Origin of the sequence: Paraburkholderia sp. RAU2J, assembly GCF_003634845.1 — a bacterium.
GTDB classification, from domain to species: domain Bacteria; phylum Pseudomonadota; class Gammaproteobacteria; order Burkholderiales; family Burkholderiaceae; genus Paraburkholderia; species Paraburkholderia fynbosensis.
In genome coordinates this window covers 2,329,268-2,353,467 of record NZ_RBXG01000001.1, presented here as the reverse complement: position 1 = coordinate 2,353,467, position 24,200 = coordinate 2,329,268, and the positions used below count along the sequence as shown (strand labels likewise).

23 protein-coding genes are annotated in these 24,200 nt (G+C 63.7%); 11 read left to right on the top strand and 12 right to left on the bottom strand.

Annotated features, from left to right (window positions below; all coding sequences use genetic code 11):
• Window positions 1-203 precede the first annotated feature (203 nt).
• From B0G69_RS10785 to B0G69_RS10765, 5 genes are all read right to left on the bottom strand, one after another.
• A complete protein-coding gene (locus tag B0G69_RS10785; protein ID WP_121316867.1) occupies window positions 204-416 on the bottom strand; it encodes a hypothetical protein in 213 nt (70 codons plus the stop codon).
• Between the two features lie 150 nt (window positions 417-566).
• On the bottom strand, window positions 567-803 hold the full coding sequence (locus B0G69_RS10780) for a hypothetical protein (protein ID WP_121316866.1): 237 nt from the start codon (window positions 801-803) through the stop codon (window positions 567-569).
• Window positions 804-915: 112 nt separating this feature from the next.
• Window positions 916-2,316 carry a sigma-54 dependent transcriptional regulator gene (locus tag B0G69_RS10775; RefSeq protein WP_121316865.1) on the bottom strand — a complete coding sequence of 467 codons (1,401 nt, stop codon included), beginning with the start codon at window positions 2,314-2,316 and terminating at the stop codon, window positions 916-918.
• Between the two features lie 302 nt (window positions 2,317-2,618).
• A complete protein-coding gene (locus B0G69_RS10770; protein ID WP_121316864.1) occupies window positions 2,619-2,882 on the bottom strand; it encodes a hypothetical protein in 264 nt (87 codons plus the stop codon).
• Between the two features lie 52 nt (window positions 2,883-2,934).
• Window positions 2,935-3,252: a DUF883 family protein gene (locus B0G69_RS10765; RefSeq protein ID WP_121316863.1), complete on the bottom strand. Its 318-nt coding sequence runs from the start codon at window positions 3,250-3,252 to the stop codon at window positions 2,935-2,937.
• A 335-nt stretch (window positions 3,253-3,587) separates the two neighbouring features.
• On the opposite strand from B0G69_RS10765, the gene B0G69_RS10760 reads away from it, so the two are divergent.
• The 3 genes from B0G69_RS10760 to B0G69_RS10750 all read left to right on the top strand — a co-directional run bounded on the left by B0G69_RS10760 (window position 3,588) and on the right by B0G69_RS10750 (window position 6,108).
• Window positions 3,588-4,646, top strand: a complete 1,059-nt coding sequence (locus B0G69_RS10760; protein ID WP_121316862.1) for a sigma-54 dependent transcriptional regulator — start codon at window positions 3,588-3,590, stop codon at window positions 4,644-4,646.
• 317 nt (window positions 4,647-4,963) lie between these two features.
• Window positions 4,964-5,542 (top strand): hypothetical protein, encoded by a 579-nt coding sequence (locus B0G69_RS10755; protein ID WP_121316861.1) that lies wholly within the window; start codon window positions 4,964-4,966, stop codon window positions 5,540-5,542.
• A complete protein-coding gene (locus B0G69_RS10750) occupies window positions 5,539-6,108 on the top strand; it encodes a hypothetical protein (RefSeq protein ID WP_241991300.1) in 570 nt (189 codons plus the stop codon). Before B0G69_RS10755 ends, B0G69_RS10750 begins: the two co-directional genes overlap by 4 nt.
• A 75-nt stretch (window positions 6,109-6,183) precedes the next feature.
• On the opposite strand, the gene B0G69_RS10745 is transcribed toward B0G69_RS10750, so the two are convergent.
• Window positions 6,184-7,530 (bottom strand): nitrate/sulfonate/bicarbonate ABC transporter ATP-binding protein, encoded by a 1,347-nt coding sequence (locus B0G69_RS10745; protein WP_121316860.1) that lies wholly within the window; start codon window positions 7,528-7,530, stop codon window positions 6,184-6,186.
• Between the two features lie 19 nt (window positions 7,531-7,549).
• Window positions 7,550-9,301, bottom strand: coding sequence for an ABC transporter permease subunit (locus B0G69_RS10740; protein WP_121316859.1), 1,752 nt, complete (start codon window positions 9,299-9,301; stop codon window positions 7,550-7,552).
• 704 nt (window positions 9,302-10,005) lie between these two features.
• Here B0G69_RS10740 and B0G69_RS10735 point away from each other — a divergent pair.
• Together B0G69_RS10735 and B0G69_RS10730 are read left to right on the top strand one after the other, a co-directional pair.
• A complete protein-coding gene (locus tag B0G69_RS10735; RefSeq protein WP_121316858.1) occupies window positions 10,006-11,697 on the top strand; it encodes a sensor domain-containing diguanylate cyclase in 1,692 nt (563 codons plus the stop codon).
• 168 nt (window positions 11,698-11,865) lie between these two features.
• Window positions 11,866-12,132 (top strand): hypothetical protein, encoded by a 267-nt coding sequence (locus B0G69_RS10730; protein ID WP_007175813.1) that lies wholly within the window; start codon window positions 11,866-11,868, stop codon window positions 12,130-12,132.
• 109 nt (window positions 12,133-12,241) lie between these two features.
• On the opposite strand, the gene B0G69_RS10725 is transcribed toward B0G69_RS10730, so the two are convergent.
• Entirely contained in the window at window positions 12,242-13,558 is a 1,317-nt protein-coding gene (locus tag B0G69_RS10725; protein ID WP_121316857.1) for an ATP-binding protein, read from the bottom strand.
• Window positions 13,542-14,267 (bottom strand): response regulator, encoded by a 726-nt coding sequence (locus tag B0G69_RS10720; protein WP_121316856.1) that lies wholly within the window; start codon window positions 14,265-14,267, stop codon window positions 13,542-13,544. The genes B0G69_RS10725 and B0G69_RS10720 overlap by 17 nt, the downstream gene beginning before the upstream one ends.
• A gap of 219 nt (window positions 14,268-14,486) precedes the next feature.
• On the opposite strand from B0G69_RS10720, the gene B0G69_RS10715 reads away from it, so the two are divergent.
• Window positions 14,487-15,023, top strand: a complete 537-nt coding sequence (locus B0G69_RS10715; RefSeq protein ID WP_121316855.1) for a periplasmic heavy metal sensor — start codon at window positions 14,487-14,489, stop codon at window positions 15,021-15,023.
• A gap of 197 nt (window positions 15,024-15,220) precedes the next feature.
• Here B0G69_RS10715 and B0G69_RS10710 read toward each other — a convergent pair whose 3' ends face one another.
• A complete protein-coding gene (locus B0G69_RS10710) occupies window positions 15,221-15,928 on the bottom strand; it encodes a pirin family protein (protein ID WP_121316854.1) in 708 nt (235 codons plus the stop codon).
• Window positions 15,929-16,627: 699 nt separating this feature from the next.
• Between B0G69_RS10710 and B0G69_RS10705 the strand changes: the two genes are divergently transcribed.
• From B0G69_RS10705 to B0G69_RS10685, 5 genes are all read left to right on the top strand, one after another.
• Window positions 16,628-17,404, top strand: coding sequence for an ABC transporter substrate-binding protein (locus tag B0G69_RS10705; RefSeq protein WP_121316853.1), 777 nt, complete (start codon window positions 16,628-16,630; stop codon window positions 17,402-17,404).
• A gap of 346 nt (window positions 17,405-17,750) precedes the next feature.
• Window positions 17,751-18,440 carry a histidine ABC transporter permease HisQ gene (hisQ, locus tag B0G69_RS10700; RefSeq protein ID WP_121316852.1) on the top strand — a complete coding sequence of 230 codons (690 nt, stop codon included), beginning with the start codon at window positions 17,751-17,753 and terminating at the stop codon, window positions 18,438-18,440.
• Complete coding sequence (locus B0G69_RS10695; RefSeq protein ID WP_121316851.1) at window positions 18,437-19,150, top strand: ABC transporter permease; 714 nt, start codon at window positions 18,437-18,439, stop codon at window positions 19,148-19,150. Before hisQ ends, B0G69_RS10695 begins: the two co-directional genes overlap by 4 nt.
• 48 nt (window positions 19,151-19,198) lie before the next feature.
• Window positions 19,199-19,978: an ATP-binding cassette domain-containing protein gene (locus B0G69_RS10690; protein WP_121316850.1), complete on the top strand. Its 780-nt coding sequence runs from the start codon at window positions 19,199-19,201 to the stop codon at window positions 19,976-19,978.
• Between the two features lie 588 nt (window positions 19,979-20,566).
• Entirely contained in the window at window positions 20,567-21,718 is a 1,152-nt protein-coding gene (locus B0G69_RS10685; RefSeq protein WP_121316849.1) for a porin, read from the top strand.
• A gap of 256 nt (window positions 21,719-21,974) precedes the next feature.
• Here the strand turns inward: B0G69_RS10685 and glnK are convergent, their stop codons facing one another.
• Together glnK and B0G69_RS10675 are read right to left on the bottom strand one after the other, a co-directional pair.
• Window positions 21,975-22,313, bottom strand: a complete 339-nt coding sequence (gene glnK / locus B0G69_RS10680; RefSeq protein ID WP_006048444.1) for a P-II family nitrogen regulator — start codon at window positions 22,311-22,313, stop codon at window positions 21,975-21,977.
• Window positions 22,314-22,446: 133 nt separating this feature from the next.
• On the bottom strand, window positions 22,447-24,135 hold the full coding sequence (locus B0G69_RS10675; RefSeq protein ID WP_121316848.1) for an NAD+ synthase: 1,689 nt from the start codon (window positions 24,133-24,135) through the stop codon (window positions 22,447-22,449).
• Between the last annotated feature and the right edge of the window lie 65 nt (window positions 24,136-24,200).

Here is a 24,200-nt window from a genome sequence, read left to right as displayed (position 1 = left end):
TGCATGCGGACATGTGCCGAAAGGTGCACGCAAGTCGCGTGCCGATTTTGAAAGATGCGGAAATAAAAATGTATGCAAATGTGACGGGCAAGTAGAAACCCGCGAGCAATTCGCATTACAAAGGAATTTTTTGCTGTATTAACCGACGAAACCGGAACAGACGCTCCGACCGTCAAAATCGTTCGAATGGAGTTCGAACGAGCTCACGCATCCTGTTCCGAGCCCAGATCGCGCTGATAATCCAGCCCTTCTTTGCGTGCGCCGCCCTGGTTGTGCTCGCCGTCGGGCGGCGCATCGGGCGCCACGCGGTTCTGCGCGGCCGGGTCCGGCGACACCGCGGGCTCGGTCTGGCTGGCGCCTGGCCGGGCGTCGCGCTTCGAATGGCGCGCTGAGCGTCGCAATGCGGGATGTCTCATGATCGTTGCCTCCGGAGAAGCGCGCCGCTATTCAGCGGCATCCATACAGTTTAGGGGGCGCAAAGGTAAATTACCGGTAAAAGATGCGCCCGGTTTGTAACAAATACACAAATTTGATGCGCCGGACGGGTACCCGGTGTAGCGGACGTGTCAGAGTTGCATCCGCTGCGTCAGGGGGCCGACAGCTTGCGGCGTCTGCGTGGGCTGCGGTGGCGGATCACCGATCGGCGGAGCGACGGGCTCGATCGGTTCGATCGGCTCCGGAGCCGGGCTGGGGATGGTGTCGGGCTCGGCCGGGTTCGGCGGCGGCGATGGCGGTTCGATCGGCTCGGGACGGTGAGCGTGCTTCGAAGGGGGAAGCGCGGGAGCGGCGGCGTAGTCCGGCATGTCGGTTATCCTCGTTTTGCGTTCCTTCGGATCGCAGCAAGGCCTGTGCCGTTACGACGCCCTCCCGACGGGCTGGGCGATGTGGGGTGCGGGCGGGGCCTGGCCCCGCCCGTCAAGCGTCCGCGCCGCCCAGAGCGCGCGATTCGTCGGCGGCATCGCCTTCTTCACGCGCGTCGTTGCCGTACTCGACCAGCCGGTTGTACAGCGTCTTAAGACTGATGCCGAGAATCTCCGCGGCGCGCGTCTTCACCCCGCCGCATTGTTCGAGCGTGGCCAGAATCAGCTGACGGTCCGCCTCGGCGAGCGACGTGCCGAACGGAATCGTAATGGCCGTGCCGGCAGCGGGCTTCGACAACGTGATCTGCAACGGCACCGTCGCCGTGCTGTCCGAATCCGCGCCCGACATGATGTGCGCGCGCTGCACGTAGTTCTTCAGCTCGCGCACGTTGCCGGGCCACGGATACGACATCAGCATTTCCTTCACGGCGGCGGGGAAGTGCTTCTTCGTGCTGTGGCGCTCGTTGAGTTCGTCGAGGAAAGCCTGCGCGAGCAGTTCGACGTCCTTGCCGCGGTCGCGCAGCGGCGGCAGGCTGATCGGAAACACGTTCAACCGATGGTAGAGGTCGAGGCGCAGCTTGCCTTCCAGCACTGCCTGCTCGGGGTCACGGTTGGTGGCCGCGATCAGGCGCACATCGGTTTCGATTTCCTTGGTCGTGCCGACCCGCATGAACATGCCGGTTTCCAGCACGCGCAGCAGTTTCACCTGCAGCTCGATCGGCATCTCGGTGATCTCGTCGAGGAACAGCGTGCCGCCGTTCGCGCGCTCGAAATAGCCCTTGTGCTGCCGGTCCGCGCCGGTGAACGAACCGCGCTCGTGACCGAACATTTCCGATTCGATCAGATTCGGCGAGATCGCGCCGCAGTTGACGGCGAGGAACGCGTGCTTGCGGCGCAAGCTCAGTTCATGCAGCGTCTGCGCGGCGACTTCCTTACCGGTGCCCGACTCGCCCACCAGCATCACGGAGGCCGCGGTCGGCGCGACGCGGCCGATCTGGTCGTAGACCTCCTGCATCGCCGGCGAGTTGCCCAGCATCAGCCCGAAGCGTCCCATGCGGCGCAGCTCGCCACGCAACGTGCCGATTTCCGCCTTCAGGTCGCCGGCGCGCGGCAAACGCGACAGGATCGCCTTCACGCGCTGCATGTTGATCGGCTTGACCAGGTAGTCGGTGGCGCCCATCTTCAGCGCGTTGACCGCCGACTCCACCGTGGCGTGGCCGGTAATGACGATCACCTCCACGCCGGAGCGCGGATCCAGATCTTCGAACAGATCGACCCCGCTGCCATCGGGCAGCTTCAGGTCCGTAAAAACGACGTCCGGCATCTGCCGGACCAGTTGAATGCGCGCTTCGCGCAAATCGCCCGCGGTGGCGGTGGTCAGACCGTCTTCCCCGATGATGGCGGAAAGCGCCTCGCGGGTACCGGCATCGTCGTCGACAATCAGTACATGTGGCATCGCGTCTCGAAAACCTGCAAGCGTGGGTAGGGAAGCATGCCAATGCGCATGCTGAAAAGCGGGCCGGCGGTGGCGCGCCGTACCGCGGCGCGCGCTGGATATGACGAACGCACTGACTTTCCGCGCGCGCACCCGCCGGTGACTTCATACAATATTGCAACAATAACCAGGGAATTCCCGATTATCACCGCAGCATTGTTGTGTATTTGCCCATTATACGGCTTTATCCAAACAAATTAACCTTTTGGCCGGGCGCGCCGCGCGTCGATGTGAGATGGCGGCGATACGGGGCAGCCACCGCCTTAACTGCGCGGAAACGGCCACGCCCGGCCATCGCCATTCGTATGCGCCGAGCCGTTCGCTGCGTGCGCGCCCGGGCTCGCACTTGCCGTTGTCAGGTCGGCTGTGGGGGATGCGGGCGTGGCGACAGCGCCGCCCTCGTCTTCCCAGCGGCTCAATTCCCGCGCGGACGGGAACTTGGCCGTGCGCTTGCTCTGTACATAACGGACTGCCAGAAAGCCGCCCAGCGCCATCAATGCACCGAAGATGCCAATTGGTCGTGCCATCGTGAACTCCTTGTGGTCGTGAAGCGGATAAGAGCCGGACCGCGCTCGCCACTCAGCGCGCGGTCAGGACGCCCAGCAGAAAGCCTACACCCGCCGCGATACCGATCGCGCGCCATGGGTTGTGCCGCACGTAGCGCTCCGCGCTGACGGTGGCTACCCGGTAACGCCGCTGCGCGTTGTGCTGCGCATCGCCCAGCGCGGACTGCAACGTCTCTACATGCGTGCCCAGCCTGTCGCGCAGCGCGTCCACGCCCTCGCCCGGGACGTTGGCGGCGAGCCGCAGCATTTCCTCCGAGTCCTTCAGCAGCACCCGCAGATCCTCGACAATCTTCTGGCCGCCGAGTGCAAGTTGTTGCGTGGTGTCAGTCATCATTCACTCCTCGTCTAGATTCGGCGTTCGTGTGCGCACCGGGGCATCAAGGGGCTTCGCACCCTCCGTCGATGTTCGCCGCGGAAAAGCACACGCGTGTCGGGCCATTGACGCAAACGGTGTGCCCGGTAAATGGGGCCCTCCAGGACGCCCTGCTCGTTGCGTCACGCACATTCGACCGATCGCGCGAATGTCCGTCGCACTGTGTCAGTTAGATTGCCGGAAACCGTGTCGAAGTGGTTAAATCGACTTCTGCGAGATATCGGCTGGACCAGTCTGTCTCGCGTCCAAGGCCTGCGCGCCGTAACAACACACTCATTTGCACAGGACCGTCTATGGCGTCAATCGATCTGGACTCGCCCACCGTCTCCGCCGGCGGCAATGCTTCGGCACAGGCGAAGCAGCGCGTCGCGGACGGCGTCGCGGGACTGAAATCGTACGGGCTGCTGTACGGCTCGTCGCCGATCATGCTGGATCTGTACGAGCAGATCGAGCGCGTCGCCAGCACCGACGCGACCGCGCTGATCATCGGTGAATCCGGCACCGGCAAGGAACTGATCGCCCGCACGATTCACGATCAAAGCAGCCGCAAGGACGCCGCGTTCGTCGCCGTGAACTGCGGCGCGATTCCCGACGAACTCATCGAAGCCGAGCTGTTCGGCCACGAAAAAGGCAGCTTTACCGGCGCGGTCCAAGGCCGCGTCGGCTACTTCGAACACGCGAACGGCGGCACGCTGTTCCTCGACGAAATTACAGAAATGGCGCCGGTGCGCCAGGTCAAACTGCTGCGCGCGCTCGAAACGGGCACCTTCTACCGGGTCGGCGGCACCGACCTGATCAGCGGCAACGTGCGCGTGATCGCCGCCACCAATCGCGACCCCGCGGTGGCCGTGAAGGAAAACGGCTTGCGCGAAGACCTGATGTACCGGCTCGCGGTGTTCCCTTTGCGCGCGCCGCCACTGCGCGAGCGCGACGGCGACCGCGAACTGCTCGCGCAACACTTCCTCGTGCAATTGAATCAGCAGGAAGGCACGAGCAAGAGCTTCAGCAAACGGTCGATCGAAACGCTGCGCACCTGGTCGTGGCCGGGCAACGTGCGGGAGTTGAAGAACGCGGTGTACCGCGCGTTCATTCTCGCGGAGAAGACCGTCGAGCTGCCGCATCCGCATCTCGCGTCGCGGGTTAAAAAACCCGTCACGCAGGGTGACGCGATGAGCGTGTGGATCGGCACGCCGCTCGCCGATGCGCAAAAGCAGATCATCCTCGGTACGCTCAAGTATTGCGGCGGCGACAAGCGGCGCGCGGCCAAAGCGCTCGGCGTGAGTTTGAAGACGCTGTACAACCGCCTGAGCGCATACGGCGACGAAGGCGCGGAAGAAGAAGCCGAACAGTAAGCGTTTTGCAAGACGTGCCCCTGCGCAAAACTGAACCAGCTGCCTTGCCTGGTACTCACGCGATCCCGACAATGTGGATGCATCGGGCGAAGCAGCCGGCTTCGCATTGCTTCGTGCATTGCTTCGCATTACCAGGCAAATTCCTGGTTTCGTTCACCAGAAACCGGTTTGGTCTGCATCATGTTTTGCAATTTCTTGCACTTTGCCACTGCCAATTACAAAACGCATCCTGCAAAATGCGGCAGCGTATTGGAACGACGTGCCGCTCGTTCGCTCTCGCGTGAATGAAAGGCACTTGCACGAGCAGAGACAGGGAAATGCAAAAGAACACGGTGTGGGCCGGCAGGGCAAAAACAACGGCCAGATGCGCACGTCAGCGTGCAACGGCGCTCGTCGCATTCGCGCTCGTTGCGTCGTCGGCATTGAGCGGCTGCAGCTCGCTTTACTCCGAAGGTGCCGTGGCAGGCGCCGGTATCACGGGCGCGGCGGTCGCGACGAAAGTCACGAGCAACGCGGCAGTCGCCACCGGCATCGGCCTCGGCGCAGTGGCGGCGGCCCGCGCCGGCGTGCAGTACTCGGAACGCGTAGTCCATCGGAATACGCAGGACAGCATCGCCAGAGCGGCCGGGCCGCTCGAGGTCGGCGCGGTCGCGCCATGGGGCGTGACCCACTCCTTCCCGATCGAAGACGATCAGCACGGACGCGTCACCGTCAGCCGCGCGATCAGCACGGGCGCGCTCGACTGCAAGGAAATCGTCTTCTCCGTCGACGAGACCGCGACCAAAAACGTCCCCGCGAGCAGCGCGTTCTTTGTCGCGTCGGTCTGCCGTGACGGCGAGAACTGGAAGTGGGCGTCGGCCGAACCCGCCACCGAACGCTGGGGCGCGCTGCAATGAAGACGCTCTCGCTTCGCGTCTCGCGCGCGGCGGCTCGCGCACGTGTCGCGCGATTGTCCGGCAACCGTCTGCGGCTGATCGCGGCCGGCGCGCTCTGCGTCGGCGCAAGCCTGCTGACGAGCGGCTGTTCGTCCGTCGGCGCCGCGAGCGGTGCGGCGGCGGGCGTTGCATCGGGTCTTGTGACCTCGAACCCGGCCGTCGCGATCGGCGTCGGTATCGCCGTGCAGGCCGCGACAGACGAAGTCGTCGGTCGCTACATGCGCAGCATGCACAAGGACCAACAGGACCTGATCGCCGCGTTGGCAGGCGCGATGCCGGTCGGCGAGACGCGGCCCTGGTCGGTCAAGCACACGCTGCCCATCGAGAACGGGCACGGCGAGGTGCGCGTGACGCGCGCGTTCGGTTCGGCGCTCGCGCTGTGCAAGGAGTTCGTGTTCTCGGTGAAGGACGGCGACGGGCCGAACGCGCCGCAAGCCTGGTTCACGGCGAGCGCTTGCCAGCAGGACAAAGGCTGGAAGTGGGCTTCGGCCGAACCGGCGGTCGAACGCTGGGGCAATCTGCAATAAAAAAGCGGCGGGGTCTCCCCTGCCGCTTTCGCATGAACCGCCTTGTCTGTCTGAATCAACCAGACCCGCTACGCCTCAAGACTCCACGTCTTCCAGACTGAAGATTTCGGTCTGGTCGTTGTACGAGAAGATCTCGCCATAACGGCCCCAGTTGATCACCGCGTCGAGCGTTTCTTCCGCCGCGCTGTCCGACAGAAAATCTTCCAGCTCCTGCTCGAAGCGCACGCGCGGCGCGCGATGCCCCGGCCGCTCGTTCAACACCTTCTTGATCCGCGCGGCGAGCGGCACGTGCCGCAGCAGATGCTCGGCGAACATCATCTTGCGTTCCTGCGTGCCGAATTCGGAGAACACGCGCGCGGGCGGCGTCAGGAAAATATCGCCTTCGCGCACGTCGGCAAAACCCAGATGCTGCAGCACTTCGGCCACCGGGAACAGGTCGTCCACCTCCAGATGCAGCGAGCGCGCGATTTCCGGCATGTCCGCGCGGCCGTGATACGGCGCGGCGGCCAGCGTCTCGATCAGACCGGCCATCAGGTTAGTCGACACATGCGGCAGCCAGCTATGCAGCTCCAGCCCCTTCTTGGTCTTTTCGTCGGTCTGACGCGCGGTCATCTTCGCGTAGATGTCGTCGACCAGACGCCGGAACGCCGGGTCCAGCCGGTTGCGCGGATGCTTGAACGGCACCTTGATCTCGGCGATCACGCGGCCCGGATTCGACGACAGCACCAGAATCCGGTCGCACATGAACACCGCTTCCTCGATGTTGTGCGTGACGATCAGCACCGCCTTGATCGGCATGCGGCCTTGCGTCCACAGATCGAGCAGGTCGGTGCGCAGCGTTTCGGCGGTCAGCACGTCGAGCGCGGAGAACGGCTCGTCCATCAGCAGCAGCGTGGGGTCGACCACCAGCGCACGTGCAAAGCCGACGCGCTGCCGCATGCCGCCCGACAACTCGCGCGGATACGCGTTTTCGAAACCGTCCAGACCGATCAGGTCGATCGCGGCCAACGCGCGCGTGCGCCGCTCGGCGGCGCCGACGCCTTGCGCTTCGAGACCCGCTTCCACGTTCTGCAGCACGGTCAGCCACGGGAACAGCGCGAAGGTCTGGAACACCATCGCGACGCCCTTCGCCGGGCCGTCGAGTGGCTTGCCCATATACGTGACTTCGCCGTCGGTCGGCTCGATCAGACCGGCGATGATGCGCAGCAGCGTCGACTTGCCCGAGCCCGAACGGCCCAGCAATCCGACGATCTCGCCTTCGCGCAACGACAGGTTCGCGTCGTCGAGCACGAGCAGCTCGCCCTGCGTCTTGTTGAAACCACGGCACACGTCCTTGACACTCAGGATCTCTTCGCCGAGGCGCGGCGGCTTCGGCGGCGTCTGGGTCGGCGCGGCGGTCATAGCAGCTTTGGGATTTTGCATCGCGTTATGCCTTCATATCTCAATCGAGCCGGAGCTTAGCTTCGGCGTAGGCGTACATCGGACGCCACAGCAGGCGGTTGAACAGGGTCACGAACAGGGACATCACGGCGATGCCCACGATGATCTTCGGATAGTCGCCCGCCGCGGTGGTCTGCGCGATGTACGCGCCCAGCCCGTGAGCGGCCACCTTCGTATCGCCCCACTGGACGAATTCGGCCACGATGCTCGCGTTCCATGCGCCGCCCGACGCGGTGATCGCACCGGTCACGTAATAAGGGAAGATGCCCGGCAGCATCGCCTGACGCCACCACTGCCAGCCGCGGATGTGGAAATTCTTGGCCGCCTCGCGGTAGTCGTTCGGATAGGAGCTCGCGCCGGCGATCACGTTGAAAAGGATATACCACTGCGTGCCGAGCACGATCAACGGCGACAGCCAGATGTCCGGGTTCAGATGGAAACGCACGATCGCGATCACGAACACCGGGAACAGCAGGTTCGCCGGGAACGCGGCGAGGAACTGCGCGAGCGGCTGGATCTTTTCCGCCAGCGCCGGGCGCAGGCCGATCAGCACGCCGACCGGCACCCAGATCACCGAGGCGATCGCGATCAGCACCACCACCCGCAGCAGCGTGATGAGCCCGAGCACGAGCACGTGGCCGACCTCTTCGAGCGTCACGCCGGTGCGCACATAGAGGAACACGCGATACACCACGTAGACGGTAGCGATCAGCACGAACGCCGCCCACAGCATGTCGCCGAGCTTCGAACTCTTCTCGCGCTGCGGAATCTGGAAGCGCGGCGCGCTGAACGCCGGCAACTGGAAGCGCACCCGCGCGGCCTTCGCGAACATCCAGCCGATCGGCACCAGCAGGCGGTGAATCAGGCGCGTGCGGCGAATCAGGTCGAGCAGCCAGGACTCCGGCGCGTCGCCCGAACTGGTGGTTTCCATGCGGAACTTGTCGGCCCACGCGACGAGCGGACGGAACAGGAACTGGTCATACGCGAGGATCACGACCGTCATCGCGAGGATCACCCAGCCGATCGCATGCAGGTTCTTCTCCGAGATCGCCTGCGCCAGAAACGCGCCGATGCCCGGCAGCGTGATCGTGTTGTTGCCGACCGTGATCGCTTCGGAGGCGACCACGAAAAACCAGCCGCCCGACATCGACATCATCATGTTCCAGATGAGGCCCGGCATCGAGAACGGCACTTCGAGCTTCCAGAAGCGCTGCCACGAGGTCAGATGAAAACCGCGCGACACTTCGTCCAGATCGCGCGGCACCGTGCGCAGCGACTGATAGAAGCTGAACGTCATGTTCCACGCCTGGCTCGTGAAGATCGCGAAGATCGCCGCGAGTTCGGCGCCGAGCACGCGGCCCGGAAACAGCGCGAGGAAGAACGTGACCGTAAACGAAATGTAGCCGAGCACCGGCACCGACTGCAGGATGTCCAGAATCGGCACCAGCACGAGGCCGGCGCGGCGGCTCTTGGCCGCGAGCGTGCCGTAGACCAGCGTGAAGATCAGCGAGGCGACCATCGCCGCGAGCATGCGCAGCGTGGTGCGCATAGCGTACTCGGGCAGGTTCGCCGGATCGAGCGAGATCGCCTGGGTCTTGAGCGTCGACATCGGCGCAAGGGTTTCGTGAAAGCCGATCGCCGCCATCGCGATCATGCAGATGATCAGCGGAAAGGCGACGAAGTCCCAGCGATTGGGCAGCACCCGCCATGCCGACGCATTGGCGGTGCGCTTCAGGTTAAAACTGAAATCCATCAGATGCCCTCCCCTTCGATGCAGGCACTGGTTCGCTCGAAGGAGGCCGCGGCTTCGGCGCGGCGGTCTGAAGATCGGTCCGGAAAGCGGAAATCATGCATGGCAAAACGCGTGTGCGCGGTAAATCGTTAGCGTTGGAGACACGTGGGCCGGTAACGGACGTGCCATGGACGAGCCGTCCAGGACCACCTCATCACGCCGGACTCCTGTCGCCGCAGGCGCCGCCCGAAGGCTGGCGAGCTTTCCTTGTTTTGGACGGCACGACAGTACACCATCCTATGTTTCAGGCACAACCTTTCACGGCAAATCGTGATGAATCGCCACCGGCCCCCGCCACGCCGGCCTTGGCCGGCGCCGCGGCACGTTGGCGCGAACCGTCGATCGTGGTGCGTGAGCCACATCGCGGCTCATCGCAGCCACGCCGACCACACGCGGCGAACCACCCAGACGACCCACGCAGCCATCAAGAATCCGGCTCGCGTGCCGTTAAGAGCCAGACGGCCTTCGTTCATGCACTTCGCATTCCCGCAATAACGGTGGCGTCTGGCCCCATGCCGGTTAAAATCAGAGCATGTTTGTCAGCGCGCGGTTTATCCCGGGCCGCAGCGGCGGCGCGGTAGCCGCTTCCTAAGGGTCGACACAGCGCCTGCGCGCTGCCACGAATGAGCTAGTTGCATGTCACAGCCAGACGGATCAGAGGGTCGATGAACGGGACAACCTTGCGCCAGGTAACCGGGCCGGTCAGCTTCGTGCTGATCGTACTGGTTTGCTGGTTTGTGGCCGGCATGGTCGCGGACCGGATGGTACAGCAAGAGCTGGACGCGGCGCTGCGCGCGCAGCGGCAAATGTCCGCGTCGATCGTCGACAACATGGCCGAGGTGATTGCCAGCGACCTCGCCATGTCCCGCGCCATCCCCGCAACCATGGCCGAAATGGACGTGGTCCAGCGCGCCCTGGTGCAATCCCAGAATTATGCCGCGAACAGCGAGGCGGCGGAACCCGCCCTGCGCGCCGCGCTGCTAAAAGATGCGCAAATGACCACGGTCAGCCGCTTCCTGCACGACGCACAAGGTTTCTCCGGGCTCGACCAGGTCTGGCTCGTGAACGCCAACGGCATCTGCGTGGCGTCGAGCAACGCGATCGACAACCCGCTCGCGGCGGAGCACTCGTTCGTCGGCGTCGACATGCGCATGCGCGGCTATCTGACGAGCGCGCTGCTCGGCGCGTTCTCGGAAGCCTATGGCGTCGGCCGCACGAGCGGCGAGCCGGGCATCTTCATCGCCGCGCCGGTTTACGCGGAGGGGTTGCTGGTCGGGGCGGTGGTCGCCAAAGTGGGGATCGCGCGGCTGCGCCACTGGGTTGCGCACGCGGGCACCTTCGTCGCCGACGACAACGGCGTCATCATCATGGCGCACAACAGCGAACTCGAAGGCCATACGCTGCCGAACTCGCGCGTCACGCAGATGAGCCCCGCCGAGCGCAGGCTCGTCTACCACCGCGAAACTTTCCCCGGCATGCAGATTCGCGTCGCCGCCCAGGTGCGCGAACAGGCGCCGTGGGTGCCCGCGGCGGTCGCCGGCCAGTTGTTCGGCACGAGCGAGCAGCGGACGCCGGCGCTGTATCAGGACCGCGTCGGCCTGAATTCGGGGCTCTCCGCGCATCTGGTCGACCCGCTCGCGGCCTGGCCGGAACTGCTGCGCAATCACAAGCGCGACCATCTGCTGGTGTTTCTGACGCTGGCTGGCACGGTCGCGCTGGCGTGGGTGATCACCGTGTCGTATGTGCGCGAGCGGCGCCACCATCGCGCCACGCGCGACCTCGCCGAGCAGTTGCAGGCGGCCAATACGCTGCTCTCGGCCGAAGCGCGCCACGACGTGTTGACCGGCGCGCTGTCGCGGCGCTATTTCCTCGATCTGCTGCGCCACGAGATCGAACGCGCGCATGCGAACAACGAGCCGCTGTGCATGGCGATCGCCGACCTCGATCACTTCAAGCAGATCAACGACCGCTTCGGCCATGCCGCCGGCGACCGCGCGCTCGAACATTTCGTCGACACCTGCCGCGCCGAACTGCGCGGCGCCGACGCGATCGGCCGGCTCGGCGGCGAAGAGTTCGGCCTGCTGCTGCCGGCCACCGGCCTCGCCAGCGGCCGCGACGTCGTGGAACGCTTGCGTCTGCGTCTGAAAGCGGTGCCCTCGCCGAAGCTGCCGCCCTCGGTGGGCTTGAGCGTGAGCATCGGCATCACCGAACTTTCGCCGGACGATCTGCCCGAGCGCCTCATGAGTCGTGCCGACACCGCGCTCTATGCCGCGAAAACCGGCGGCCGCGACCGCACCGAAGCGCTGCCGCCCGACGACACCGCACCGCCCGCACGCACGGTAGCGAACGTCTGGTAAAGCGCCGGCTGGCGCCCTCCTTGCGCCCTTCTCCCCTGCCGCTCCCGCGCGCCGATGTGTGCTTCGACTGACATAGCGCAAGCGCGCAGCGCGGGGCTTTCCGTAGCGAAGCAGGTATGATCGACTCTGACATCGAGGTTGACGCTACCGCTTTAACGGGAGATTCGCATGAAGGGAAATTTGGTCATCGTCTGTCGCGATCAGGATGCTGACGCGTTCGATCATCTGCTGGCGGAATACGGTGCGTTCCAGACGCGTCTGTCGTCTACCGCGTGGTACCTGAAGCTGGACGTCGCGCCGGAGCTGATTCAGGAAGAGATCCTGGCGCGCCTTGGCAAATACACGACGCACTACATTTTCGAAGCCGAAACGGTGACATGGAACACGGTGGACAGCGACGCGGCAAATGCATTGAACACGCTGTTCTCGGACTAGTACCCGCTTGACCGCCACGCCTCCGAACGTTGCGTCCGGGGTTCATCAAATCGACTATCAATACGGTGCAGACGCATCGCGTCCGCACCGCCTGGCATTGACCAGAGAACTACCACGCGCTTTCCGAAGCCGCCGCCACGCGCGGCAACGCCTCGAACGGAAAGCTCATCAAAACCCGCAAGCCACGGCCGCCGTGGTTGCCGATCTCCCACTCCCCGCCCGCACGCCGCACCAGCCGCTCGACGATCGCGAGCCCGAGTCCGCTATGGCCGTTGCCGCCGCGCGCCGGATCGAGCCGCACGAACGGCCGGCTCGCGTTGAACAGATCCTGAGCGGCGATGCCGCTGCCGTTGTCGCTCACCGACAGCGTGAAGCCTTGCGCCGTGCGCGCGGTGGCGACGGTGACCGGCGGCGCGCCGTACGCGTGCGCGTTGTCGAGCAGGTTCGACAGAATCCGGTCGAGCGTGGCGGCGGGCAGCAGGAACGCCGGCCCCGCGTTCAGTTCGGTCAGCACGCTGGGCGCACCGGCGGCCACCGCGCGATAGCTGCGCACGACCCGCTCGCACTGCGTGTCCACTTCGACGGCTTCGCTGCGATCGGCGCCGTCATGCGCGAACACCAGAAACTGTTCGACGATATGCGTCATCGAATCGACGTCGCGCACCACGCCGTCGCGCATCTTGACCTCGTCCATCATTTCCGCGCGCAACCGCAAACGCGCCAGCGGCGTTTTCAGATCATGCGCCACACCGGCCAGCATCACCGCGCGGTCGTTCTCCGTGCGCGCCACTTCCTGAACCATCTGATTGAAGCCGTGCGTGAGTTGCCGCAATTCGCGCGGACCGCGCTCCGGCACCGGCGGCACCGGCAGGCCGCGGCCGAAGCGCGCCACCGCCTGAGCCAGCGAGCGCAGCGGCTGCTGCAACGCCCAGGCGGCGAACAGCGCCGCCATCACCGCGAACGAGAAGATGATGACGAGCCACAGCACCGTACGGTCGAGCGAGCGCGGCATGCGCAACGGCTGCATCGGCACGACGATCCAGCTGTGATCGTTGGCCGCGCGCACCCATAGCGTGGGCGGGCGGCCCGGCATGCCGACCCGCACCTGGGTATCGGAAGGCATGCGCTCACGCACGTCCTCGACGAAACGTTCGAGCGGCGGCGGCATCTCCGTACTCTCGGGCGGCACGTCCGGGCTCGCCGGGTCAACGAGTTTGACGCGCGACGGCAACGGCTGGTCCGGCGTACGGGCGACATGCTGGCGCACCGCGTCGACGAGGAAGGTCGCTTCCTCGACCGCGTAGCGCGTTTGCAGTTGCGAGCGTTCGAGCCGCATCAGCGCGTACCACGCGAAGTGCGACAGCAACAGCACCGCGACGACTAGCAGCGCGAGTCGTCCGAACAGCGAATCAATGGGCCGGCGCATGTTGCTCGCCGTCGGGCACGAACACGTAGCCGCGCCCGCGCACGGTCTGAATGAAGCGCGGTGTGGACGGGTCGGTTTCGAGGATACGGCGCAGGCGCCACACCTGCACGTCGATGCCGCGGTCGGTGCCGTCGTATTCGGGACCGTGCAGCAGTTCGAGCAGGCGCTCACGCGTGAGCGTGCGCATCGGGTGATTGACGAAGATCTTCAGCAACGCGAACTCGCTGCCGGACAGCGTGAGCGGCTTGTCTTCCAGATGCAGCGTGCGCGACTGGAAGTCGAGCGTGAAGCGACCGAAGGTGAACGGTTCGCGCTGCTCCGGCGCCGCCGCCGACGGCAACGTACGGCGCCGCCGCAGCACCGCCTGCACGCGCGCGAGCAACTCGCGCGGATTGAACGGCTTGCCGAGGTAGTCGTCCGCGCCGAGCTCGAGGCCGACGATCCGGTCGACGTCGTCCGCGCGCGCCGTGAGCATGATCACGGGAATGTCGTCGCCCGACGCGCGCAGCTTGCGCAGGGCCGTGAGTCCGTCGACACCGGGCATCATCAGATCCAGCACGATGAGATCGGGACGTTCGCGTTCGAGCCTGCGCTCGAGGGAGCCCGCGTCGTGCAGCACCGACACTTCGATGCCCTGGCGGGCCAGATAGTCGCGCAGCAGGTCGCGCAATTCGACGTCGTCGTCGACAACAAGTATTTGAGTAGCCATGGAATGAAGTTTAACGCGCAGCAGGAAGGGTTTTCGTTAACCGATGCCCCTCAAGGGTTACTGGGTGTTACCGTGAAAGGCACACGTAATGGTCCGTAATAGCCGCATCAAGCCACGTAACACAGCGATCAGCGAGCTTCTCTACGCTGTGCCTTACCGAATGCACGCAGTCCACATGAGCGGTTGCATCGTCGGCTATTCCATTACAAGGAGCCTTATATGTCCATCAAAAAGATGTCGCGCGTTCTCGCCGTTGCCACCACCGCCCTCGCCATCGGCACGGGTGCCGCCTTTGCCGCACAACCCGCCTCGCCTGACGGCCACGGTGGTCCCGGCGGCTGGCATGGCCACTTCATGAAGCAGCTGACGCAACTGCACGACCAGTTGAAACTGAACGCGGATCAGGAAAAGCAATGGCAAACCGCGCTCGACACGATGAAGCAGGGCCACGAAGCGATGCGCGCCAATCACGAGCAGATCAAGAGCCAGTTCAAGGCTGCGCAGCAACAGCCGATCCTCGATCTGAACGCGATGGCCGCCGCGCATCAGCAAGTCGAGCAGAAGGACGCGCAACTGCGTCAGCAAACCACCGACGCATGGCTCAAGTTCTATGACGGCTTGAACGATCAGCAGAAGACCACCGTCAGCACGGCGCTGAAGCAGCGCTTCGCGAAGATGGAATCTCGCCACGAGAAGATGCGCGATCGCTGGGAGCATCACAAGGGCGCGGCGTCGGCGCCGGCCGCGAATCAGTAAGCGGCGCGAGCGAGCAGCGAGGCGGGCCTGTGCGGCCGTCTTGTTCCTGACGATGCAAATAGAAACGCCACGGAAAATATCCGTGGCGTTTTTGCGTGGTGCTGCCGGCTTCTGTTTTGCGACGGCAAGCTCGTTGCACTTCCATTCATTAGCGCAACGAAGACCCGCCGAAACGATCCGTCGCTCAGCCGTTCAACTCAGTTCAGTTGACCGAGATCAAACAGCAGCACTTCGGCGTTCTCGCCCTTGTCGAGCGTCACCGTATCGGTTTCGCTGAGCTTTGCGGCATCGCCCGCCTTAAGCGCTTGCCCGTTCACCGTCAGCGCACCGCGCGCCACGTGTACGTACGCGAGACGCCCCTTCGGCAACGCGAACGTGGCCGCTTCCGCACCGTCGATCAAACCCGCATAGATCGAGGCATCCGCGTGAATCGTCACCGAACCGTCACGGCCATCGGGCGACGCGACCACACGCAGACGGCCGCGCTTGTCGGCGGCGTCGAAATGCTTTTCCTCATAGCCGGGCTGGTCGCCCGCGCGCTTCGGGATCACCCAGATCTGCAACAGATGCGCGGGCTCGTCCTGCGATGCGTTGAACTCGCTATGCTGCACGCCGGTGCCCGCGCTCATGCGCTGCACGTCGCCGGGACGGATGGTCGAGCCGTTGCCCATGCTGTCGCGATGGGCGAGCGCGCCTTCCAGCACATACGTGACGATCTCCATGTCGCGATGGCCGTGCGTGCCGAAACCCTCGCCGCCGGCGATGCGGTCTTCGTTGATCACGCGCAGCGGGCCGAAATGCACGTGCTGCGGGTCGCGATAGTCGGCAAACGAGAAGCTGTGATACGAGTCGAGCCAGCCGTGGTTGGCGTGGCCGCGTTCTTCGGAACGGCGAATCTCGATCATGGAAATACTCCCGGTATGTAAATAGCGATGACGAGAATGTAGGGGCAGCGCGGCCGCCAAACAATCGGGCGCGAGTGCACCGGATCGTTCCATAAATACGGGCAATCGGACGCGGGCGGGGTGGGCGGACGTTCGGGCCAGGACTGCGACGGCTAACGAGCCGCCCTCGCCGCGAAACCGCCAAGCCGCCAAGCCGCGCGAGACCCGCAAACCTCGCGCAGATCCCATACGCGAGCCGGAGCCCGGCCGGCGCAAACGCAAATCCGCACAGGAGCAAATCCACGCGGGGCACAAACCTGCCCAAAACCAGCCTACGCGAAAAGGACCGCGCCATCGCCACGCTCGCGCAACCGGGCAAACCGCCCCGCAACGTCGCGCACGCACAACGCCAACAACGGCCAGTTAGCCGTCATCGGCGTCCCGGCCTGACGCCTTGCCTCTGTTCGGGTAAAATACCGCGCTTTTCAAGATGCGTGGGCGCCCAAGTGCGCCAGCGGACCCGGCACGGTTGGCCGCGAGGCGCTCGCGGCAGGCTTCAGGTCCGCGCCGGGTTTCCTCGACGCCTCGAAAATGCCGCCCGCCAAAGCGCAGCAGCATCCCGCGCGGCGCAACAATTTTGACCGCCTAGAATAGCGACGGCCGGCCCAGCGCCGGCGGTCGCCGGGTCACCCACGACGATCAGTTTGATCCAGGAGAAACATGAAGAAGTTCGCACTGTGCGTGGCGCTTGCGCTCATGGCCACCGGCGCGATGGCGAAAGAGTGGAAGACCGTGCGCATCGGCGTGGACGCCAGCTACCCGCCGTTCGAATCGAAAGCGCCGAGCGGTGAGGTCGTCGGCTTCGACGTCGATCTGACCCGCGCGCTGTGCGCGAAGATGAACGTGAAGTGCGTTTGGGTCGAACAGGATCTCGACGGCATCATTCCCGCACTGAAGGCCCGCAAGTTCGACGCGATCGTGTCGTCGCTGACCGTCACGGACAAGCGCCGCGAACAGATCGACTTCTCCGACAAGATGTTCGACGCCCCCGCCCGCATGATCGCCAAGGCTGGCTCGCCGCTCCTGCCCACGGTCGAGTCGCTGAAGGGCAAACGCGTCGGCGTCGAGCAGGGTTCGACTCAGGAAGCCTATGCCAAGGTCTGGTGGGAGCCCAAGGGCGTGATCGTGGTGCCTTACCAGAACCAGGACCAGGTGTACGCCGATCTCGGCTCGGGCCGCCTCGACGCCGCGCTGCAGGACCAAATCCAGGCCGACGCCGGCTTCCTGAAGACGCCGCGCGGCAAAGGCTTCGGCTGGGCCGGTCCGGCGGTGCAGGATCCGAAGACGATCGGCGACGGCACGGCCATCGGCCTGCGCAAGACCGACGCTGATCTGAAGGCGATGTTCAACAAAGCGCTGGCGCAGGTCCACCAGGACGGCACCTTCAAGAAGCTCGAAAAACAGTACTTCGACTTCGACATCTACCCGGGGCATTAAGCCGGGGCGCCGGGCGGTTGCCGCGCAAGCGGCCCGCAGCGGGTAGCAAGCAGCACAACATAAGCAGCACGCAGCATCCGCGAGACTCGGGGCTCGCCCGCATGGGCTTTCCCGGGGCTTCGTACTAGAGTCGGAAAGTCAGTCAGTCGGCAGTAGATTCAAAACGTTTCGAGACAAGTTTCCCAAAAAGCGCGCTGCAAGGCCGGCAACGTCCATGCAGTCATGATTTGCACAGCGGTGCGCTGTGCGCCGCAGGTCACAGCGAGCATTCGGCTCGCGGCAAACGCGGCGCAGAGCTGGCCGCGTCTTTCGCGGTGCGTCGCAAACGCATCGTCAAGGACCCCATATGTTTCTTCAAGGCTACGGCCCGCTGCTTCTCAACGGCACCTGGCAAACCGTCAAACTGGCGGTGTTGTCGCTGGTGTTCGCCTTCGTGCTGGGCCTGCTCGGCGCGGCGGCGAAACTGTCGAAGAACCGCCTTTCCTACGGCGTCGGCACGGTGTACACGACGCTCGTGCGCGGCGTGCCCGATCTGGTGTTGATGCTGCTGCTGTTCTACAGCATCCAGATCTGGCTGAACAACCTGACCGACATGCTCGGCTGGGACCAGATCGACATCGATCCGTTCGTGGCGGGCGTCGCGGTGCTCGGCTTCATCTACGGCGCGTACTTCACCGAGACCTTCCGCGGCGCGTTTCTGGCGGTGCCGCGCGGCCAGCTGGAAGCGGGCTCGGCCTACGGCATGACGAGCTGGCAGGTCTTCAGGCGCGTGATGTTCCCGCAGATGATGCGCTTCGCGCTGCCCGGCATCGGCAATAACTGGCAGGTGATGGTCAAGGCCACCGCGCTCGTGTCGATCATCGGTCTCGCGGACGTCGTCAAGGCTTCGCAGGATGCCGGCAAGGGCACGCTGCGGTTCTTCTTCTTCACTTTGCTCGCAGGGGCGATCTACCTCGCCATCACCACCGTGTCCAACTTCGTGCTGATGTACCTCGAAAAGCGCTACTCGACCGGCGTGCGAAAGGCGGATCTATGATCGCGATCATTCAGGAATACTGGCGCAACTATCTCTTCACCGACGGCTACCGCTTCACCGGCCTCGCGATCACGCTGTGGCTGCTGGTGGTGTCGATCGGTTTGGGCTTCTGTCTGTCGATTCCGCTCGCGGTCGCGCGGGTGTCGAAGAAGAAGTGGCTCGCCGGCCTCGTGTGGCTGTACACGTATATCTTTCGCGGCACGCCGCTCTACGTGCAGCTGCTGCTCTGCTACACCGGCCTGTACAGCCTCGAAATCATCCGCAATAACGAGCTGACCAACGCGTTCTTTCGCGACGGCATGCATTGCACGCTGCTCGCCTTCACGCTGAACACCTGCGCGTACACCACCGAGATTTTCGCCGGCGCGATCAAGGCGACGCCGTATGGCGAGATCGAAGCGGCGCGCGCGTACGGGATGTCGTCGTTCACGCTGTACCGGCGCGTGATTCTGCCGTCGGCGCTGCGCCGCGCGCTGCCCTATTACAGCAACGAAGTGATTCTGATGCTGCACGCCACCACGGTCGCCTTCACCGCGACGGTGCCGGACATCCTCAAGATCGCCCGCGACGTGAACTCCGCGACTTATCAGTCGTTCAACGCGTTCGGCATCGCCGCACTGCTCTATCTGTGTATTTCTTTCGCGCTCGTATGGCTGTTCCGCCGCGCCGAGCGCCGCTGGCTCGCTTACCTGCGGCCGCAAGGCAAGTAAAACCGGGCACCACCGTGCCCCTGGCAAGTAAGCTCGTCAAGGATCCTGATGAACACCAAGAAGCAAAAGCTCTTCGTCGACGAGCTTCACAAGCAGTACGGCGATAACGAAGTTCTCAAAGGCGTGTCGCTCAAGGCCAACGCCGGCGACGTGATCAGCGTGATCGGCTCGTCCGGCTCGGGCAAGAGCACGATGCTCCGCTGCATCAACTTTCTCGAACAGCCGAACTCGGGGCGCATCTTCGTCGACGGCGAGGAAGTGCGCACGCAGATCGGCAAGGCCGGCGCGCTGCGCGTGTCGGACCCGAAGCAGTTGCAGCGCGTGCGCACCAAGCTGTCGATGGTGTTCCAGCACTTCAACCTGTGGTCGCACATGAACGTGCTCGAGAACATCATCGAGGCGCCGGTCAATGTGCTGGGGTTAAAGCGCAGGGACGCCGAAGAGCGCGCCCGCGAGTATCTGGAGAAGGTCGGCCTCGCGCCGCGTCTGGAAAAACAGTATCCGTCGCATCTGTCGGGCGGCCAGCAGCAGCGTGTCGCGATCGCGCGCGCACTGGCGATGCATCCCGACGTGATGCTGTTCGACGAACCCACCTCGGCGCTCGACCCGGAACTGGTGGGCGAAGTTTTGAAGGTCATGCAGACGCTCGCCGAAGAAGGCCGTACGATGATCGTCGTCACGCATGAAATGGCATTCGCGCGCAACGTGTCGAATCACGTAATGTTTTTGCATCAGGGCCGCGTCGAAGAAGAAGGCCATCCCGACGAGGTATTCAAAAACACGAAAAGCGAACGCCTCAAACAGTTCCTTTCCGGAAGTCTCAAATAATGACCGCTCAAAGCCCGATATTTGGGCTTTAACCGCATTAGCATTACAAGGCGCTTACGAGCGCTTTTTTTGCTTTTCGCCGCGCATTTTTGCCGTAGGGGCCGCGAAACCCGCTTCGCACCGGCCTCGCCCCTCGCCAGACCGCCCTACTCTGCCACTTTAAAAGCGTCAATAGTGGCAATCCTTAATCTTGCCCCCGCCGAACCATGATTCCCTTGCCGGATAAGGGTTTGCACGCTTTTCCCAGCCTACGCAACGAGTCATTGCACACATTCTTATTGCAATTTGGAGACACCACCAAATGCCGGTACTAATTTCTTCTCCCACTCCAGGGTATTTTTGATAAATTAGTAACCAAAGTAGCAAAACAAAGTTGATTAAAAGTAGTTTCACTTCAAAGCACAGAGGAGAACCGGTCGGCGAGGGATCGGCATGACGAGCAGATAGCCCGAAGGCTACACGTCACGGCAGGAGACCCAATCCACCCGCTAATCTCCCTGGTACCACCGATTTCTGTTCGGCACGGCTCGTGTCCGAACACCATTCGCAGTACTGGGTTTCATTTTTTGACAGGGTATGGAGGAGAAGATGAAGAAAGCTTTGCTCGCCGCTGCGCTGATGTCGGCCGGGGTTGTCGCACACGCTCAAAGCAGCGTCACGCTGTATGGCCGCCTTGATGCGGGCATCGAATACATGTCGGGTGTTCCGTCCGGTTCCAATGTCAACGGCGCGGCAACCCAGAGCAACAGCCGCTGGAAAGCAGAAAGCGGCGACTGGGGTACCAGCCTGTGGGGTTTGAAGGGTGTTGAGGACATCGGTGGCGGCAACAAGGTCCTGTTCCAGTTGGAAGGCTCGTTCAACACGATGACGGGCGCAGGCCCTGGCGGCGGCGGTCTCTTCAATCGTTGGGCAACCATCGGTCTGGCGAACGACCAGTACGGTACGTTCACGATGGGCCGCATGCTCTTCATCTCGAACGGCGTGTGGGACTTCGACCCGTTCGGTCAATCGAACTGGTCGTCGGCATCGCTGGTGCGTGGCCGCAATTGGCCGCAATCGAGCAACAACTTCGCGTACCAGTCGCCGAAGATCGCGGGCTTTGACTTCTACGGCCAATACGCACTGTCGAACGCGACGAACTGGAACGGCAACGGCACGACCGCACAAGGTCGCGAAGCCGGCGCACAGATCACGTACACGACCTCGCTGTTCCAGATCCGCGGCATGTACGACGAAATCCGCAACCCGGCTAACGGTAACCTGTACGGCCCGCAAGTCGGCACGATCAACACGGGCAACGCGGACGGTGGCGTGTTCTCGGCATCGCGCGAATACTCGGCGATGTTCAACGTCTTCCTCGGCCAGTTCAAGATTCAGGGCGCTTACCAGGCGGTCCGTTCGGCGAGTGCAACTGGCGTTCTGCCGGGCCAGCCGACCACCCTCGATCACGAATGGGGCGGTGTGACGTGGCAAGCAACGCCGGCTGCAGCGCTGATTGCTGCGGTCTACCACGTGAACGGCAACAATGGCGCAGGCAATGCGACGATCTACACGGTCGGCGGTTCGTATAACCTGTCCAAGCGCACGTTGTTCGACCTCCAGGTTGCATCGGTGCGTAACAGCAGGAACGCGAACTTCGGTTTGAATGCGAACAACCCGGGTCTCTCGGCCGCAACGGATAACCCGCTGCCGGGTCGCGCACAAACCGGCGTGTACGCAGGTATTCAACACTCGTTCTAAACGAAACGAAGCCCCCCGAAAGAATTTCCTTCGGGGCGCATTCAAGAGTACTTCAAGAGAATCTTTTTCACGCTGCTGCGAGAGGCGCGTATCGGTGCGATATCCGCAAGGGTATTGCACCGTTTTTTATTTGTGCGCGCGGTATTGCCGTGGTCCCGACGCACCGGCTCGGTGCGTGCGTGGATCAGAGAGGGCAAGACCGGCGTTTGCTACCTTGTTCTTCGATACGACGATTTTGCGAAGCCGCACGCCTGCCTCAGACCGCCGCTTCGTTTTCTTCGCCGGTACGGATACGGATCACGCGCTCCACGTCCGCGACGAAAATCTTGCCGTCGCCGATCTTGCCCGTGCGCGCCGCGCCGATGATCGCGTCGATGACCTGGTCGCACTGATTGTCCGCGACCACCACTTCGATCTTCACCTTCGGCAGAAAATCGACCACGTACTCTGCACCACGATAGAGCTCGGTATGGCCTTTCTGCCGGCCGAAGCCCTTGACCTCGGTCACGGTCAGCCCCGTGAGGCCGACTTCAGCGAGCGCCTCGCGCACTTCGTCGAGTTTGAACGGTTTGATGACTGCAGTGATGCGCTTCATGGCGGACCTCGTCTCGTGATTGGAAGAGTGAAAGGGAATGGATGATTTTTATTCTACGCCGCGCCGGATGCATTGCGGCATTCCGGCGTGCTTCGGATTTGCTTCGCGTGCGGCAGCAGTGCTGCGCCGCATCTCACTCTACCGGCTCGGTATAGCGTGAGGTGATCGGATAGCGCCAGTCGCGGCCAAACGCGCGATGCGTGACGCGAATGCCGATCGGTGCCTGACGGCGCTTGTACTCGTTGATCTTGATCAGGCGCGTGACGCGTTTCACGTCGTCGGCGGCATAGCCCGCGGCGATGATTTCAGCGAGCGAGCGATCCTCCTCCATGTACATGCGCATGATCGCGTCGAGCACTTCGTATTCGGGCAGGCTGTCCTGATCGGTCTGGTTTTCGCGCAGTTCCGCCGACGGCGCGCGCGTCAGAATCCGCTCGGGAATCACATCGCGCTTCTCGAACGTCGTCGCTTCGTTGCGATAGCGGCACAGGCGGTACACGAGCGTCTTGGCGATGTCCTTGATGACCGCGAAGCCACCGGCCATGTCGCCGTACAACGTGCAGTAACCGACCGCCATCTCGCTCTTGTTGCCGGTGGTCAACACGATCGAGCCGAACTTGTTCGACAGCGCCATCAGCAACGTGCCGCGAATGCGCGCCTGAATGTTCTCTTCGGTGGCGTCTTCAGCGCGGCCCGCGAATTCCTCGGCGAGCGAGCCGCGGAACGCGTCGAACATCGGCGCAATCGCGATTTCGTCGTAGCGCACGCCGACACGGCGGGCCATGTCGGCGGCGTCGGTGGTCGAGATGTCGGCCGTATAGCGCGAGGGCATCATCACCGCGCGCACGCGATCCGCGCCGAGCGCGTCGCACGCAACGGCCAGCACCAGCGCCGAATCCACCCCGCCGGACAAGCCGATCAACGCGCCAGGAAAACCGTTCTTGTTGATGTAGTCGCGCACGCCCATCACGAGCGCCGCATATACCTGCGCTTCGAGCGACTGCTCCGCGGCGATCGCGCCAGGCACCGGCACACCGTTGTCAAATTCGACGATCGCGGTCGCTTCCTCGAACTGCGCCATCTTCGCGATCAACGCGCCTTGCGCATCCAGCACGAACGAACCACCGTCGAACACCAGCTCGTCCTGCGCGCCGACCATATTCACGTAGACCATCGGCAGGCCGGTTTCGCGAATCCGCGCACGCAGAATGTCGAAGCGCACCGCTTCCTTGTTCAGGTGATACGGCGAGCCGTTCGGAATCAGCAACACTTGCGCGCCCGCCGCCTTCGCCATCTGCGCGGCCGATGCATGCCACGCGTCTTCACAGATCACCACCCCGTACTTCACGCCGTCGAGATCGAACACGAACGGCTGCGGGTCGGACGCGAAGTAGCGCTTCTCGTCGAACACTTCGGTATTGGGCAAATCCTGCTTGCGGTAGGTGCCCTTCACTTCGCCGTCGACGATCAGCGACGCCGCGTTGAACGTATCGACCGGCGGCACGCCGCGCTCGATCGGCGCGTTTGCATTACCATGGCCGTGCGCTGCGTCGCGTGAAGGATGGCCGACGATCACATGCAAGCCGCTGAACGGTTTGAGTTGCACAGCGAGATCGGCCAACGCCGCCGCGCTCGCGGTATAAAACGCGGGACGCAGCAACAGGTCTTCGGGCGGATAGCCGGATAGCGCGAGTTCAGGCGCGATCAGCAGCTTCGCACCATCGTTGTGCGCCGCGCGTGCGGCGGCGACAATCTTGGCGACGTTGCCGGCGAAGTCGCCGACAGTGACATTGATTTGAGCAAGAGCGATTCGGGTCTTCATGGCAGGATCGACAGGCAAGCCAGGTGGCTTGCGAGTACCGCGGCTGGTTGGCTCGACGGAACGGA

Excerpts from the sequence above, each read along its gene's own strand:
- B0G69_RS10785 (WP_121316867.1), bottom strand. The coding sequence starts at position 416 with ATGAGACATCCCGCATTGCGACGCTCAGCGCGCCATTCGAAGCGCGAC.
- B0G69_RS10780 (WP_121316866.1), bottom strand. The coding sequence starts at position 803 with ATGCCGGACTACGCCGCCGCTCCCGCGCTTCCCCCTTCGAAGCACGCT.
- B0G69_RS10775 (WP_121316865.1), bottom strand. The coding sequence starts at position 2,316 with ATGCCACATGTACTGATTGTCGACGACGATGCCGGTACCCGCGAGGCG.
- B0G69_RS10770 (WP_121316864.1), bottom strand. The coding sequence starts at position 2,882 with ATGGCACGACCAATTGGCATCTTCGGTGCATTGATGGCGCTGGGCGGC.
- B0G69_RS10765 (WP_121316863.1), bottom strand. The coding sequence starts at position 3,252 with ATGACTGACACCACGCAACAACTTGCACTCGGCGGCCAGAAGATTGTC.
- B0G69_RS10760 (WP_121316862.1), top strand. The coding sequence starts at position 3,588 with ATGGCGTCAATCGATCTGGACTCGCCCACCGTCTCCGCCGGCGGCAAT.
- B0G69_RS10755 (WP_121316861.1), top strand. The coding sequence starts at position 4,964 with ATGCAAAAGAACACGGTGTGGGCCGGCAGGGCAAAAACAACGGCCAGA.
- B0G69_RS10750 (WP_241991300.1), top strand. The coding sequence starts at position 5,539 with ATGAAGACGCTCTCGCTTCGCGTCTCGCGCGCGGCGGCTCGCGCACGT.
- B0G69_RS10745 (WP_121316860.1), bottom strand. The coding sequence starts at position 7,530 with ATGCAAAATCCCAAAGCTGCTATGACCGCCGCGCCGACCCAGACGCCG.
- B0G69_RS10740 (WP_121316859.1), bottom strand. The coding sequence starts at position 9,301 with ATGGATTTCAGTTTTAACCTGAAGCGCACCGCCAATGCGTCGGCATGG.
- B0G69_RS10735 (WP_121316858.1), top strand. The coding sequence starts at position 10,006 with ATGAACGGGACAACCTTGCGCCAGGTAACCGGGCCGGTCAGCTTCGTG.
- B0G69_RS10730 (WP_007175813.1), top strand. The coding sequence starts at position 11,866 with ATGAAGGGAAATTTGGTCATCGTCTGTCGCGATCAGGATGCTGACGCG.
- B0G69_RS10725 (WP_121316857.1), bottom strand. The coding sequence starts at position 13,558 with ATGCGCCGGCCCATTGATTCGCTGTTCGGACGACTCGCGCTGCTAGTC.
- B0G69_RS10720 (WP_121316856.1), bottom strand. The coding sequence starts at position 14,267 with ATGGCTACTCAAATACTTGTTGTCGACGACGACGTCGAATTGCGCGAC.
- B0G69_RS10715 (WP_121316855.1), top strand. The coding sequence starts at position 14,487 with ATGTCCATCAAAAAGATGTCGCGCGTTCTCGCCGTTGCCACCACCGCC.
- B0G69_RS10710 (WP_121316854.1), bottom strand. The coding sequence starts at position 15,928 with ATGATCGAGATTCGCCGTTCCGAAGAACGCGGCCACGCCAACCACGGC.
- B0G69_RS10705 (WP_121316853.1), top strand. The coding sequence starts at position 16,628 with ATGAAGAAGTTCGCACTGTGCGTGGCGCTTGCGCTCATGGCCACCGGC.
- hisQ (WP_121316852.1), top strand. The coding sequence starts at position 17,751 with ATGTTTCTTCAAGGCTACGGCCCGCTGCTTCTCAACGGCACCTGGCAA.
- B0G69_RS10695 (WP_121316851.1), top strand. The coding sequence starts at position 18,437 with ATGATCGCGATCATTCAGGAATACTGGCGCAACTATCTCTTCACCGAC.
- B0G69_RS10690 (WP_121316850.1), top strand. The coding sequence starts at position 19,199 with ATGAACACCAAGAAGCAAAAGCTCTTCGTCGACGAGCTTCACAAGCAG.
- B0G69_RS10685 (WP_121316849.1), top strand. The coding sequence starts at position 20,567 with ATGAAGAAAGCTTTGCTCGCCGCTGCGCTGATGTCGGCCGGGGTTGTC.
- glnK (WP_006048444.1), bottom strand. The coding sequence starts at position 22,313 with ATGAAGCGCATCACTGCAGTCATCAAACCGTTCAAACTCGACGAAGTG.
- B0G69_RS10675 (WP_121316848.1), bottom strand. The coding sequence starts at position 24,135 with ATGAAGACCCGAATCGCTCTTGCTCAAATCAATGTCACTGTCGGCGAC.